11 protein-coding genes are annotated in these 14,432 nt (G+C 69.2%); 5 read left to right on the forward strand and 6 right to left on the reverse strand.

Features of this window, described 5'->3' with window-relative positions; translation table 11 throughout:
- Position 1: 1 nt before the first annotated feature.
- The 4 genes from lpdA to NDR87_RS08880 are packed head-to-tail and all read left to right on the forward strand — an operon-like array spanning position 2 to position 4,790.
- Positions 2 to 1,453: a dihydrolipoyl dehydrogenase gene (gene lpdA / locus NDR87_RS08865; protein WP_251910645.1), complete on the forward strand. Its 1,452-nt coding sequence runs from the start codon at positions 2 to 4 to the stop codon at positions 1,451 to 1,453.
- Positions 1,454 to 1,464: 11 nt separating this feature from the next.
- Entirely contained in the window at positions 1,465 to 2,547 is a 1,083-nt protein-coding gene (gene pdhA / locus NDR87_RS08870) for a pyruvate dehydrogenase (acetyl-transferring) E1 component subunit alpha (RefSeq protein ID WP_251910646.1), read from the forward strand.
- Between the two features lie 20 nt (positions 2,548 to 2,567).
- Positions 2,568 to 3,551 (forward strand): alpha-ketoacid dehydrogenase subunit beta, encoded by a 984-nt coding sequence (locus tag NDR87_RS08875; protein WP_251910647.1) that lies wholly within the window; start codon positions 2,568 to 2,570, stop codon positions 3,549 to 3,551.
- A 15-nt stretch (positions 3,552 to 3,566) separates the two neighbouring features.
- Positions 3,567 to 4,790, forward strand: a complete 1,224-nt coding sequence (locus NDR87_RS08880) for a dihydrolipoamide acetyltransferase family protein (RefSeq protein WP_251910648.1) — start codon at positions 3,567 to 3,569, stop codon at positions 4,788 to 4,790.
- Here the strand turns inward: NDR87_RS08880 and NDR87_RS08885 are convergent, their stop codons facing one another.
- Positions 4,791 to 5,249 (reverse strand): SRPBCC family protein, encoded by a 459-nt coding sequence (locus NDR87_RS08885; RefSeq protein ID WP_251910649.1) that lies wholly within the window; start codon positions 5,247 to 5,249, stop codon positions 4,791 to 4,793. It lies immediately after the preceding gene.
- A gap of 102 nt (positions 5,250 to 5,351) precedes the next feature.
- Between NDR87_RS08885 and pnuC the strand changes: the two genes are divergently transcribed.
- Complete coding sequence (pnuC, locus tag NDR87_RS08890; protein WP_251910650.1) at positions 5,352 to 5,999, forward strand: nicotinamide riboside transporter PnuC; 648 nt, start codon at positions 5,352 to 5,354, stop codon at positions 5,997 to 5,999.
- Here the strand turns inward: pnuC and car are convergent.
- The 5 genes from car to NDR87_RS08915 form a co-directional block, all read right to left on the reverse strand.
- The gene (gene car, locus NDR87_RS08895; protein ID WP_251910651.1) at positions 5,968 to 9,432 is read right to left on the reverse strand and encodes a carboxylic acid reductase; all 3,465 of its coding nucleotides are present in this window, start codon (positions 9,430 to 9,432) and stop codon (positions 5,968 to 5,970) included. The genes pnuC and car overlap by 32 nt on opposite strands.
- A gap of 85 nt (positions 9,433 to 9,517) precedes the next feature.
- Positions 9,518 to 10,855 (reverse strand): cytochrome P450, encoded by a 1,338-nt coding sequence (locus tag NDR87_RS08900; RefSeq protein ID WP_251910652.1) that lies wholly within the window; start codon positions 10,853 to 10,855, stop codon positions 9,518 to 9,520.
- 22 nt (positions 10,856 to 10,877) lie between these two features.
- Positions 10,878 to 12,140, reverse strand: a complete 1,263-nt coding sequence (locus NDR87_RS08905) for a cytochrome P450 (RefSeq protein ID WP_251910653.1) — start codon at positions 12,138 to 12,140, stop codon at positions 10,878 to 10,880.
- Positions 12,137 to 13,519 (reverse strand): hypothetical protein, encoded by a 1,383-nt coding sequence (locus NDR87_RS08910; protein WP_251910654.1) that lies wholly within the window; start codon positions 13,517 to 13,519, stop codon positions 12,137 to 12,139. The genes NDR87_RS08905 and NDR87_RS08910 overlap by 4 nt, the downstream gene beginning before the upstream one ends.
- Positions 13,516 to 14,325, reverse strand: a complete 810-nt coding sequence (locus NDR87_RS08915; protein WP_251910655.1) for an acyl-CoA thioesterase II — start codon at positions 14,323 to 14,325, stop codon at positions 13,516 to 13,518. Before NDR87_RS08915 ends, NDR87_RS08910 begins: the two co-directional genes overlap by 4 nt.
- Between the last annotated feature and the right edge of the window lie 107 nt (positions 14,326 to 14,432).

The following is a 14,432-nucleotide window of genomic DNA, read 5'->3' on the forward strand; positions in this document are numbered from 1 at the left end:
AGTGCCGGAATTCGATCTTTTGGTGGTCGGCGGCGGGCCCGGCGGCTATGTGGCCGCCATCCGGGCGGCCCAGCGCGGGCTGTCGGTGGGTCTGGTGGAGAAGGAGCGGCCCGGCGGGGTGTGCCTGAACTGGGGCTGCATTCCCACCAAGGCCATGCTGCGCTCCGCCGAGGTCTTCCAGACCGTCACCGCCGCAGCCGATTTCGGCGTGTACGCCGACAACGTTCGCTTCGACTTCGCCGCCGTGCGCCAGCGCAAGGACGGCATCGTCAAGGAGCTGACCGACGGCGTGGCCGGACTGCTGAAGGCCAATGGCGTCACGGTGATCGAGGGCCACGCCCGCTTCACCGGACCGACCACGGTGCAGGTGTGCGCGGCCGGGCCGTCACCGATCTTCCCCGACGGCCCGCGCTATGCCGCCGCGCCGCAGGGCGATCCGATTCGCGAGATCAGCGCCCGCGACATCATCGTCGCCACCGGCTCGATCCCGGCCCGGCTGCCGATTCCGGGCATCGATCTGCCCGGCGTGATCACCTCCGACGGCGCGTTCGGACTCACCGAGGTGCCGCGCCGGATCGTGGTGGTCGGCGGCAGTGCGGTCGGCGCGGAATGGGCGAGCCTGTTCGCCACGTTCGGCAGCGAGGTGACCGTCGTCGAGCTGCAGGATCGCCTGGTTCCGTTGGAGGACAAGGACATCGGCGTCGCGTTGGGCCGCTCGTTCGCCAAGCGCGGCATCACCGTGCTGACCGGCTGCACCGTCACCGCCATCGCCGAGGGCGAGCCGCTGCGGGTCACCGTGGACGGGCCGAAGGCGCGCGAGATCGACGCCGACATCGTGCTGATCGGCGTCGGACGCCGTCCCAACACCGCCGAACTGGGCCTGGAAGCGGCCGGAATCGCCACGGACGCACGGGGATTCATCGAGGTCGACGAGCGGCTGCGCACCGGCGCGGAACACGTCTACGCCATCGGCGATGTCACCGGCCGCGCCCTGCTCGCGCATGTCGCCTCCCATCAGGGCCTCGTCGCCGCCGACGTGATCGCCGGGCACGACGCGCACATCGACTACACGGTCATTCCCGCGGCGACCTTCACCCATCCGGAGATCGCGAGCGTGGGCCTGACCGAGGAGCGGGCGAAGGCCGCGGGGCACGACGTGCTGACCGCCAAATTCCCCTTCGCCGCCCTGGGCCGGGCCAAGACCTTCGGCGAGACCGAGGGTTTCGTGAAAATCGTCGCGGGCCGCACCCATCAGGAGGTGCTCGGCGTGCACATCATCGGCCCGTCGGCCAGTGACCTGATCACCGAGGGCGCGCTGGCGATCTCGCTCGAGGCGACGCTGGACGAACTCGCCGACACCATTCACGCCCACCCCACCCTCGGCGAGATCGGCATGGAGACGGCCCTGGCCGGACTCGGGCTGCCGGTACACATCGCGCCGCGCAAGCGTTGAGGAGTCCCACCGTGACAACGACCACCGCACCGCGCAAGACCACCAAGGCCGCCCCGAAGGCCGAGCCCGCCAACGCCTTCGGCGGCGAGAGCTCCGAGACGCTGCGCGGCTACTACCGCGACATGCTGTTCATCCGCCGCTTCGAGGAGCGCACCGCGCAGAGCTATCAGCAGGCCAAGATCGGCGGCTACTGCCACCTCAACCTCGGCGAGGAGGCCACCGTGGTCGGCCTGGGCGCGGCCATGCGCCCGACCGACTACCTGTTCACCAACTACCGCGAGCACGGCTACGCCCTGGCCAAGGGCATCGAGCCCGGCCGGGTGATGGCCGAACTGTACGGCCGCGCCACCGGCACCTCCAAGGGCTGGGGCGGCTCGATGCACATGTACGACACCGCCACCCGGCTGCTGGGCGGCTATGCCATTGTCGGCGGCCAGGTTCCGCTGGCCATCGGCGCGGCGCTGGCCATCGACTACCGCGGCGGCGACGATGTGGTGGTGTGCCAGATGGGCGAGGGCACCACGAATATCGGCGCGTTCCACGAATCGCTCAATATCGCCGCGCTGTGGCGGCTGCCGGTGGTGTTCCTGGTGATCAACAACCAGACCGGCATGGGCACCACGGTCGAGAAGTCCTCGGCCGAACCGGATCTGTACAAGCGCGCGGCGGCCTACCGCATGCGCGGCGAACGGGTGGACGGCACCGACGTGCTGGCCGTGCGCGAGGTCGCCGGCGAACTCATCGAAGCCGCACGGCGCGAAGGGAAACCGGCGCTGCTGGAGGCGGTCAGTCACCGGCTCAAGGGCCATTCGGTGGTCGATCCGGCCAAGTACCGCACCGAGGACGCGGTGGCCACCGCCCGCGCGCACGATCCGATCGCGCTGTGGCACGACCGGCTACTCGAGGCCGGGGTGCTGACCGAACAGTCGGTGGCCGACATCGAGGCCGAGGTGGCCGAAAGTGTCGCCGCCGCGGTGGAATTCGCCGATTCCAGCCCGCATCCGGAGCCGTCGAGCCTGTTCGACTACAACTACGCCACTCCGGTGCCCGGCGATTCCCGCCGCCTGCCCGCCGATCCGCTCTTCACCTTCTGAGGACAATCACCGTGCCTGTCATGACCTATCGCGAAGCGCTGCGCGAAACCCTGCGTGAGGAGATGCGGCGCGACGACGACGTCTTCCTGATCGGGGAGGAGATCGGCGTCTTCGAGGGTTCCTACAAGATCACCGCGGGCCTGCTCGCCGAATTCGGCGAGAAGCGGGTGCGCGACACACCCATCGCCGAGGAGGGTTTCGTCGGCGCGGCCATCGGCGCCGCCATGCTGGGCCTGCGCCCGGTGGTGGAGATCATGACGATCAACTTCTCACTGCTGGCGCTGGATCAGATCGTCAATCACGCCGCCAAGATCTACGGCATGTTCGGCGGGCAGACCAGCGTGCCGATGGTCATCCGCACCCCCGGCGGCGGCGGTCAGCAACTGGGTGCGACCCATTCGCAGAACATCGAGCTGTACTACGCGTTCGTGCCCGGCCTGAAGGTGGTGGCCCCCAGCACCCCCGCCGATGCGCGAGCGCTGCTCAAGGCCGCCATCGACGACGACGATCCGGTGCTGTTCCTGGAGAACCTCTCGCTCTACAACACCAAGGGCGAGGTCCCCGAGGATCTCGCGCCCGCCCAGATCGGCAAGGCCGCGGTGACGCGCGAGGGCACCGACATCACCCTGATCGGTTACTCGCGCATGGCGACCGTCGCCACCCAGGTCGCCGAACGCCTTGCCACCGAGGGCATTTCGGCCGAGGTGATCGATCTGCGCAGCCTGCGCCCGCTGGACCGAGACACCCTGATCGCCTCGGTCCGCAAAACCGGCTGCGCCGTCATCGGCGAGGACGATTGGCTCACCTACGGCATCGGCGCGGAGGTCGCGGCCTCCATCTCCGACGGCGCGTTCGACTACCTCGACGCCCCGGTGCGCCGGGTCGCCATGGCCGAGGTGCCGCTGCCCTACGCCAAACCGCTGGAAAAACTCGCCCTGCCGTCCGCCGATTCGCTCTACACCGCCGCGGTGGAAACGCTTGCGGCCGTGGGCCGTCGGCGCTGAGAGGACTTCGTATACATGCCCGAGATCACCATGCCCCGCCTCTCCGACACGATGGAGGAGGGCGTCGTCTCCGCCTGGCTGAAGCAGGTGGGCGACAAGGTCACCCGCGGCGAGGTGCTCGCCGAGATCGAAACCGACAAGGCCCTCATGGAATTGGAGGCCTACGACGACGGCGTGCTCGAACAGATCCTCGCCGAGGCGGGTGCGCGCGTGCCGATCGGTGAGACCATCGCCATCGTCGGCGACGGCAATGGTGCGGCCGCGGCCCCGAAACCCGCCGCGCCCGAACCGGAGAAGCCCGCGCCCGCGCCGGAATCCGCGCCGCGGCCCGCCGCCGAACCGGTGGCCGCGCCCGCGAACGGCAAGCGCCCCAAGTCCTCGCCGCTGGCCCGCAAGATCGCCGGTGAACTCGGCGTGGACCTGAACACGGTCACCGGCACCGGCCCCGGCGGGCGCATCACCCGTCAGGACGTCGAATCCGCCCGGCGGCTCGAACCGGAACCCGCGGCTCGTCAGGAACCAGCTCGGCAGCAGCCCACTCCCGCAGGCGATTACGACGAGATCCCGCTGACCACCATCCAGCAGGTCTCGGCCAAACGCCTGACCGAGAGCAAGCAGCAGGCCCCACACATCTACCTGACCACGGCCATCGACGTCACCGATCTGCTGGCCTTCCGCGCCGAGATCAACCGGACGCTCGAGGAGGCGGGCAAGACCAAGGTCAGCGTCAACGATCTGCTGGTCAAGGCGGTCGCCTCGACCCTGCGCACCGACCCGTCGGTGAACGTCTCGGTCGCCGGGGACAAACTGCTGCGCCACCGCGGCATTCACCTCGGTATCGCGGTCGCGACCCCGGCGGGGCTGCTGGTCCCGGTCATCCGCGACGCCGACCGCAAGAGCGTCTCCGAGATCGCCGCCGAATCCCGCGACAAGGCCACCCGTGCCCGCGACCGCAAGCTGCGCGGCGACGAGATGAGTGGCGGCACCTTCACCATCTCGAATCTGGGCATGTTCGGCGTCGAACAGTTCACCGCCGTCATCAATCCGCCGGAATCGGCCATCCTCGCCGTCGGCGCCGCCCAGGACGAGTTGCGTCTCGCCGACGACCGGGTGATCGCCCGCAAGATCCTGCGCGTCACCCTGTCCGCCGACCACCGGGCCATCGACGGCGCGGTCGCCGCGCGGTTCCTCCAGCAGCTGCGGGAGCTGCTGGAGCATCCGCTGCGGATCGTGACGTAGTTACCGCCCCTCGACCGTCGCGGCCAGCCGATCGAGTGAGGCGCGCAGCTTCTCGGCGGTGGTCGCGCGGGCGCGGGGGAAGCGGTTCTCGTCGGTCAGCTCGGTCCAGTCGTAGGTGTGGGTGACCCGGGTGCGCCCGTCGTCGAGCGGCTCGAGTTCCCAGCGCCACAGATGACCGGGCGGCGTGCCGCCCGGTTCGGCGGGCCGCCACGCGATGAGGCGGCCCTCGGCGAATTCGACGACATGGTTCTCCCGGATGTTCCCACCGGTGAGCGCCATGGTGAAAACCTCACCCACCCCGCGCACCCGCTGGCCGGTGGCCGCCTCGGCGAGATTGTCGTTACCGTCCCAACGCGGCTGCTCGGCGGGATCGGCGATCAGCTCGAAGATCCGGGGCGCGGCCGCGGCGATTTCGCGGCTGGCCCGAACGACTTTCGGCTCTGCGGTTGTCTCGGTCATGACGCGATCGAAACATCTGCCGCCCGTTCGCGCCACCGCGGTATGGCATATCCGACATCGCATCCGGGAATAACGGTTCTCGGACGGGAGGTTGGCCGGGATGTGAATGCGGGGTTCACGGTCGCGGGAGAGCACATCCTGTGGACCGATCTGGTCGGGAATATCGCCTCGCTGACGGTGGTGTGGCTGGCGATGCGCAAGACCGTGTGGACGTGGCCGGTGCAGTTGGCGGGTGCGTTGCTGCTGCTGGCCGCCTCGCTGGACGCGCAGGTGCCCGGCAACGCGCTCAAACAGGTGCTGTTCTGCGCGCTGGCCTGTTACGGCTGGTACAGCTGGACGCGCGGCACCCGCGACCAGCACGATCTGCTGGTCCGCCCGGCCACGGCCCGCGAACGGCTGTTCCTGCTGGCCGCCATGGCCGTGGGCACGGTCGTGGTGGCCGAGCTGTTCATCCATCTGACCTGGCTGCACATCGCCTGGTCGCCGTGGGTCAACGCGTACATCTTCGTCGGCAGCGCCGTCGCCTCCTTCGCCCAGAGCCGGGCGCTGGTCGACTTCTGGATCATCTGGATGCTGGTCGATCTGGCCGGGGTGCCGCTGGCGCTGAAATCGGGGCTCTATGTCTCCGGCGCGGTGTACGGCGTGTTCTTCGTGCTGGTGGTGCTCGGCTTCAACCGGTGGCGGCGCGAGTACCGGGATCGTCGGTTCGCCGCACCGATTACAGCAGTCCCCGTGAACGCAGATCGCTGACGTACTTGCCGATCAGCTCGGGCGTGATCCGGGGAATGTCGCCGCCGGATCCGATCCCGGCCTGCCGCACGGCAATCCGAAACCGCTCGGCGGGCAACAGCGCACCGGGAATCGGCGGGGCCGGACGGCGATAGGCGTGCAGTAGCGGCAGGAGGGAGTGCCGACGCTGCCGTTCGGGCAGGGCGCGCAGGGCGGTCTCGAAGCGGGATAGCCACTGCTGGTAGTCGTCGATCCGCTCGATCGCCTGCCCCGCGGCGATGAGCCAATCGACGAAGGTGTCCAACGAGATTCCGTCGTCGTGCGGGTTGAGCACGTCGTAGGTCTGGAAACCCGTGGTGACCCGCGCGCCGAGCTCGGTGACGGCCACGGCGGTGAAATCGGCGGGCAGGCCGTCGTAATGGGCGCGCGCGCCGTCGCCGGAATAGAACGATCGCGGGGCGACACCGGTGGCCAGCAGGCTCAGCACCAGCCGGGTGAACATATCCGCCACATTCACCTGACCCGCGAACCGACTGTGCGCCAAGATCATATCCGACCGGAACACCGCCACCGGCAACCCACACAACTCGTGCGCCTCCCGCAACAACACCTCCCCGGCCCACTTGCTGTTGCCATAACCATTGGCGTACCGCCCGTCGAGCACGCGCTCGGGACTCAGCACCCGAATGTCGCCGTCCTCGGTGAACTTCTCCGGCGAGATCTGATCGGCCACCGCCACTGTCGACAGATAGGTCACCGGCTTGCGCCGCGCGGTAAGGGCCAGCCGGATGATCTCCGCGGTGCCCACCACATTCGGCCCGAACAGCTGCTCATAGGGCAGCACGTGATTGACCAGGGCCGCCGGATGCACGATCAGATCGACCCCCTCGGCCAACCGCCGCCATTCCCGTTCCGCCAAGCCGAGATTCGCCGCGCCGATATCGCCCGCCAGCACCTGCAGCGTGCCCGCGGCCAGCTCCCGATACCGGCGCGACAGCTCCGGATCGGCCCCGTCGAACGCCGCGTCGAGCCGAGCCCGCGCGGCCGCGGCATCACCGCCGCGCACCACACAGATCAGCGTCCCGCCCGAATCGTGCAGCCGCCGTAGCCATTCCAGGCACAGGAATCGGCCGAGATAGCCGTTGGCTCCGGTCAGCAGCACCGTGCGCGGCGGATGCGGCGCGGGCGGCGGCTGGGCGGCGGCCGCGAGCAGATCGGCCGCGAGGAACCGGTCCAACCGCAGATCGGTGGCGCGCAGGCACGTTCCGTCCCCGTGCACCGACCGCACACTCGGCCGCGACCCCGCGCCACCGCGCTGGCCCTCGATGTAGTCGGCCAGCCCGCGCAGATCCATCGCGGGTCCGACGATCACACCGACCGGCACCTCGACCCGGAACATCTCACCCAGCAGCGTCGAAAACGACAGCGCCGACAGCGAATCCCCGCCCAGCTCGGTGAACTGCGATCCCGGCTCGGCCGCCGCGCCCAGCAGCGCCCGCGCGGCCCGCATCACTGTCTCCAGCACCGGCCGATCGGCCGCACCCTCGCGCAGCGCCCGCAACTCGTCGTCCCGCTGCCGGTCCAGCTCCCGGTACCGCTGTTCCAGGCGTTGCCCGTAGCGCTCGTTCAACTTGGGCCGCAGCGGTTTTCCGATACCCGACAGCAGGCCGTTGTCCTGACTGAACGGCTCGGTCTCGAGCAGGAAATCGCGCGGGATCTCATAGGAGTTCAGCTCGGCCGCGCGGGCGATCTCACGCAGCGAATGCGCTAGGGCCGCCAGCAGTTCCGGCTCCGGCCGAGTCAGGGCCTCGCCGGTGGGCACGATCACCGCGAGCAGATAGGAGCGCTCGCTCGAGCCGTGCACGAAGATCTGCCGGATCAGCGGGCTCGTCCCGTACAGCGCCTCGAGTCGGGCCACGGTCACGAATTCGCCCTGCGCCAGCTTCAGCACATTGTTGCGGCGGTCCACCAGAACCACCTGGTCCGGGCCGATCTCGGCCACCACGTCGCCGGTGCGGTAGAACCCGTCGGCATCGAACATCTCGGCCGTGAGCTCGGGTCGCTTGTAGTAGCCGGGGAACATGGTCGTGGTCTTCAACAGCAATTCCCCACGCGGATACGGCTTGTCGGTGCGGAAGTACCCCAGTTCGGGCACATCGTCGAGCCGATGGTCCAGCACCGGCGGACGGCGCAACCGGTTGTCCACGATGAGGCCGCCGCCCGCCTCGGTGGAGCCGTAGCCGTCGTGCAATTCCACCTCGAGCACCGATTCCATGAACCGCTTCAGCTCCGCCGAGATCGGGGCGCTCGCGCTCAGCACACCGAAGTAGCGTCCCCCGAAAACGCGATGGCGCAGTTCGTCTTTCACCGCCTCCTCGGCGGCCACTCGGTCCTCCCCCGCCGCGACGCGGCGGCCCACCTCGGCCTGGAAGCGCTGGTGCACCAACTCCGACACCCGCGGCACGAGCAGCAGTTCGGTCGGCCGCGCCAGGGCCAGATCCTCGAGCACGGTCGACATATCGCTCGACGCCGCGAAGTGCGCGGTGCCGCCGCGCGCCAGCGTCCCGCCGAGAATGAGCCGCCCGGCCACATGGCTCAGCGGCAGATAGTGGAAGGTCAGGCCGGGAATCGGAATCTCGAGCGCGTACAACCACATCGCGGCCGCCAGTCGCTCGGTGTACATCGCGCCCTTGGGCGCGCCCGTGCTGCCGGAGGTGTAGATCAACAGCGACAGCGGGTCGTCGCCCGGTTCGGGCACATAGGGGTCCACCCGCGGCAGGGCCTGCCCGCGCCGCAGCGCCCGGTCCAGGGTCGTCACGGCCACCGGACCGTCCGCCAGTCGACGCCGGGCGGATTCCAGTGCGGCGCGGTGCCCCTCGTCGTCACCGTAATGGTCGAACACCAGCAGTTGCCGCACGGCAGTCCCCGCGATCGCCGTGATCGCCGCGTCCAGCAGGTCGGGCGTGGTGGCGAGCAGCCGCGGCTCGGTCTCGGCAAGAATCGACGACCACTGCGCCACCGACGCGGTGGCCTGCAGCGGCACGGTGACCAGGCCCAGATGTACGCCCGCCAGATCCACCACGGCGTAGTCACCGCTGGTGAATCCGAGCGTGGCCACGAAATCACCGGGGCGCAAACCGACATCGTGATACCAGGCCGCCAGCGCACCCAGCCGCTCCCCCAGCTCGCGGTAGGTGATCGTGGTGTACTCGGACAGCGGACGCCGTACGGTGCGGCCGGATTCGTCGCGCGTCGGCTCGCTCGCGCGCTGCGCGAGCGCGGGCCGATCGGCATACCCGTCGATGATCGTCGCCACCACCTGCGACAGCGCCAGCCCCGGCTCCCGCAGCCGCTCGCTCACCTCGGCCAGCGGCATCGCCGCCCGCACCTGCGGATCGGTCAGTACCCGGGCCAATCGACGCTCGAACCGCTCGCGCCACACCTCGTCGGCCATCGTCGGCCCCCGTTTCGAACTCCGGTCGGCACCACCGACCCGCCTTGCACTTCCCTGGGCACGGTAACGAATTTCGGTGCGCGCGTCAGGCGGGAGTACGCGCCGCGACGGGGAGGGCGGTCAGTACCACGGGAGCGCCGTGCCGGGGCGAATTCATGATATTGCGCGTGCCGAACTGTTCGCCGGTGACGCCCGGCGGCAGCGACAGCGTGTAGCGCGACAGCACCTCCCGCAGCACCGCGATGCCCTCGGTGAACGCGAATCCCGCACCGATACAACGCCGAACGCCGCCACCGAACGGCAGCCACAGCTGCGGCTGGACGCTGCCGTCGAGGAAACGCTCGGGGCGGAACAGATCCGGCTCGGGATGGTGCTCCGGATTCTCGTGCACCAGCACCGCGGCGGCCACCACCACGGTCCCCTCCGGCAGTTCGTGCCCACCGACGGTCATATCGCGGGTGAGCCGTCGGGACAGGCTGTTCACGACGGTGCGCCGCCGCATCCCCTCCTTGAACACCGCCTCCAGGTACTTGTCGTCACCCTCGCCGGCCGCGCGCCGGGCTCGCTCCTGGATCTCCGGCGCGGCCGCCAGCTCGTGCAGCGTCCACGACAGCGCGGTGGCCGTGGTCTCGTGCCCGGCGAGCAGCAGAGTGATCAACTGATCGCGTAATTCGGTGTCCGACAAGGGGACATCGTCGGGGCTCTCGCCCGCTCCGACCGCCAGCAGCCGGGTGAGTACATCGCCGTGCCGATCGGGATCCGAATGCGCGCGATGCCGGGCGATCTGGGCGTAGATCTGCTCGTCGAGCGCGGCCTGGAGCTCGCCGAAGCGCCGCCACGGCCCGAACCGGCGCAGTCGCGCGGACTTCCAGCCGAGCAGCACGATCGGGTCGAGCTGGACGAGTCTGCGGACCAGCGCGGTCAGTTCCGCGCGCCGGGCGTCGTCGGTCACGCCGAAGACCACCCGCATGATGATCTCCAGCGTCACGTCGTTCATAGGCTCCAGCATCCGCAGCGTCGTACCCGGCTGCCAGCTGTCGACGTGTGCCTTGGCGATCGTCTCGATCATGTCGCGATATCCACGCAGCGCCGAGGCGGTGAAGGCGGGCATCAGCAACCGGCGCGCCCGGGCATGTTCGCCACCGTCGGTGGTCAGCAGCGAGTGCTCCCCCATCACCGTCGCCAGCAGGCCCCGGCCCGCACCGGCGTGCATATCCGCCGGATCCGCGGCGAAGATCTCGCGAATGTGATCGGGCCGGGAGAACACCACCGTTCGGCGGCCGAACGGGGGCGTCATGCGCAGCGTGAAGACCTCGCCGTACCGATGGGACATCGCGAGCAGGAAACGGCGGCGCTCGCGCGCGTACCGAATCGTCTGAACGATGCGAGGTAGACGGGGGCCGGGCGGAAAGGCGTGGGACATGAGAATGCTGCTCTCTCGCGGCTCAGAGTTGATTGAGGGTGACGGGCAACGCTTCCAGCCCACGCATGAATGTGCTGGGCCGCCAGCACACCTCGTTCGAGATCGTCATGTTCCGGTAACGGCCCAGGATCTTCTCGAACGCCACCCTGCCCTCGAGCCGTGCCAGCGGCGCGCCGAGGCAGTAGTGGATGCCGTGCCCGAAGGCCAAGTGACCCTTGGACTTTTCGCCGCCGATCCGGATTCGGTGCGGATCGGCGAACTGCGTCGGATCGTGGTCGGCCGCGGCCAGCGACACGTACACCAGTTCGTCGGCGGGAATGTCGACCCCGGCCAGGGTGACCGGCTCGCTGGTATAGCGCTGTGTCGCAAGGTGAACCGGCCCCTCCCAGCGCAGGAACTCCTCCACCGCCGCGGGGATCCGATCCGGGTCGTCCGCCAGCTCGTCGTACAGGCTCCGGTCGCTCAGCACCGCCAGCAGGCCGTTGCCGATCAGGTTCACCGTCGTCTCGTGCCCGGCCACCAGGATGAGGAACAGCATCGAGATCAGTTCGCGCTCGGTGAGTTTGTCGTCCTCGTGGTTGGCCCGGATCAGCTCGGACAGGATGTCCTCGCCCAGCGCCCTCGATCGTTCGGTGATCAACCCGATCAGATAGCTCGCCAATTCCACACTCGCGGCGCCGCGTTCGGCCACCGTGGCATAGAACGGCGAGCGCGCCGCGACCTCGGGATCGGGGGCGTGCTCGGTGGAGGAGGCCAACATGGTGGTGGACAGCTGCTGGAAGCGGGCCCGATCGGCCTCGGGCACCCCGAACATCTCGCAGATGACGGTGATCGGAATCGGCAGCGCGTAATCGGCGATCAGATCGACCTCGGGCAACCGAACCATGCGATCGAGCAGGGCATCGGCGAGGAGTTCGATGCGCGGATGCAGCAACGCCACCGTGCGCGCGGTGAACGCCTTGCTCACCAGCCGACGCAGGCGGGTGTGCTGCGGCGGGTCGATATTGAGCAGATGTTCGGTCAGGTCGGCGTTCACCTGGCTGTAGGCGTGGGTGTCGCCGAGCTGGCGGGCCGTGATCGCCGCGCGGGCCGTGGCGTTCTTCTTGATCCGCTCGTCGGTCAACACCTCGCGGGCGAGGCGATGGTCGACGACCAGCCACGCGGTCAGACCGTTGGGCAGCTTCACGTGGTGGATCGGTCCGAGCGGGCGCAGCCGGTCGTAGACCGGGTGCGGGTCGTACAGGTAGTCCGCGCCGAGTTCGATCAGCGGCAGGGTGGTGGTCATGACACTCGCCTCTCGATCGCGGCCATCCCGCCGCTGGTGTGGATATCAACCGGGGTCAGGCCCCAGGAATCGGCGATCCGCCCGGCGAGCAGACTCAGCGCGCGATCGGAGCGAGCCATCTCCGGCTTGAGACCCTCGAGGACCCACTGCACCTTGCCGCGATACTCCGACAGCCAGGTCGCCAGCGCGATCGGCTGCCGCGCGGCCTGCTCGACGTCCAGGCCCTGGAACACCGCCCGCACCGCGAACATCGAGGTGCGGGTGCCGACCCCGGAGGCCAGGAACGGGTCGAGAACGCCCATGTTGGAACACATTCCGACGGTGAGCGGGGTCGGTTCGGCCAGCCGGTGCACCACGCCGTCGGGCAGGACGTCGATCAGGTCGGGCGGCATCCGCCGGGGCCGCGAGGTGGCCCCGGATCCGACCGGGGCGGTCGCGCCGAAGGCGGCCTTGCTCGCCCGGCGCAGCGCCGTCAGATCGCGGTTGTCCAGCCACTCCCGCTGCACCGGAATCGGCACGCGGGAAAAGGAATTCGAATCCAGCTGATGCTGTTCGCGCAGCATCCGCACCGCGGTCATCAACACCAGCGGGGTGTCGACGTCGACGAGCGAACAGTGCCGCAGCATCTCGGCGGCTAGGGCGAGATAAAGCGTATTCGAGGTGCCGCCGTACCGGGCGGCGACGGAATTCCATTGCGCCGCGTCGAAGGTCAGTACCGCCGACCGTTCCTCCCAGCCCGCGCCGCCCCGCTCGGGCAGGGACGCCGGACGGCGCAGCGCCGCGCGCAGAGCGGCGCGGTGGCGTGGATCGCGCACCGCCCGGCGGGCCTCCGACCACGCCTGCCGCGCCACGGTGACCCCGCGCCGCATCCCGTCGACGAGATCCTCGCGCAGGCGCACCTCGCCGTCGAGATCGTTCTTGGTGGCCAGCTCCGGGTGGATGAGCACGGCCGCGGCCAACAGTCCGGAGTGACCGTCGACGACGGCGTGCGAGGCGATGAACGAGATCACCATGCCGCCGGTTCGGGTGGGCGCCACCGAAAGCCGCCAGCCGTAACCGGCCTCGGGGTCGAGCCGGAACTGGGCCTGATCGTTGCCCCAGGCCACGATGTCGGCCTCGTCGACGGCGGCATGCTGGATGTCGAGCGGATAGGCGGTATCGGTCGGAACCCAGCGCGCCCGGGCCAGCGGGACCGCCGGATGGCGCACCCGTCGGGCCAGCGGCCCGGCCCGCAGCAGCTCGTAGGAGTTGCGCACCTCCTGTTCGGGCAGCGGCTCGTCCAGCACCAGCAGGGCCTGGCTGATGACGGGTGCGCCGTAGCCGTGATGCAGGCGCAGGAAGGCCTTGTCGGTCAGGCTGACATACAGGGGTGTGCTCATTTCGAACCTGCCTTCTCGGTGCGCGGAATGACCCGCAGCATGCGTTCCTGGGCGACCATGGCGACCAATTCGCCGTCGCGATTGAAGATTCGGCCCTGGGTGAAGGCCCGGCCGCGATCCGCCGAGGGCGACACCTCGTCGTAGAGCAGCCACTGATCGACCCGGAACGGCCGCAGGAACCAGATCGAATAGTCCAGCGCCGCGGTCTGGATGGCGATGCCCGGATACGGGGCCATCGCCGCCCCCAGCAGCGTCATATCGCTGGCATAGGTCAGCGCGCAGCTGGCGGTCACCAGGTCGCCGGGCAGTATGCCGGTGTAGCGCAACCAGATCTGCTGATGCGCCCCACCGCCGACGAGATCGTCGGGCACCCGGCGGATGTCCCAGCCCTGCCATTCGTATCCCGCCCCGGTGTCGGCCGGGAACAGCTCCTCCGGCGCGGGCGCGTCGGGAATCGGATCGGCATGGCGCACACCGTGATCGCCGATATGGAAGGAGGCGACCATCAGGAACGTCTCGTGGCCGTGCTGAACTCCCCGGATCCAGCGCACGGCGAACGAGCGGCCGTGTTTGACGGTGTCGACGGTGTAGTCGATCGGCACGCCCGGAACGGCGGGCCGGACGAAATATCCGTGGATCGAATGGACGCCGAATTCCACCGGCATACCGCACGATCCGGCGGCCAGCGCCCGCGCGGCGACCTCGCCCCCGAACGTCCGGGTCAGTGCGGTATCGGAGCGGGGACGGCCGCGAAAGATATTCGCATCGACCTGTTCCACCGCGATCGCCTCGAGTAACTCAACCATTGTCTTGCTCTCTCGAAAAACTACTGGGTACTGCCGGAGCGAACGACGTTGTTGCTCATGGGTCAAGCCCTCGAAGGGGTACTGCCCCGGGACGGGAAATTCTCCCG

This window comes from Nocardia sp. CDC159, from assembly GCF_023740735.1.
GTDB lineage: Bacteria > Actinomycetota > Actinomycetes > Mycobacteriales > Mycobacteriaceae > Nocardia > Nocardia pulmonis.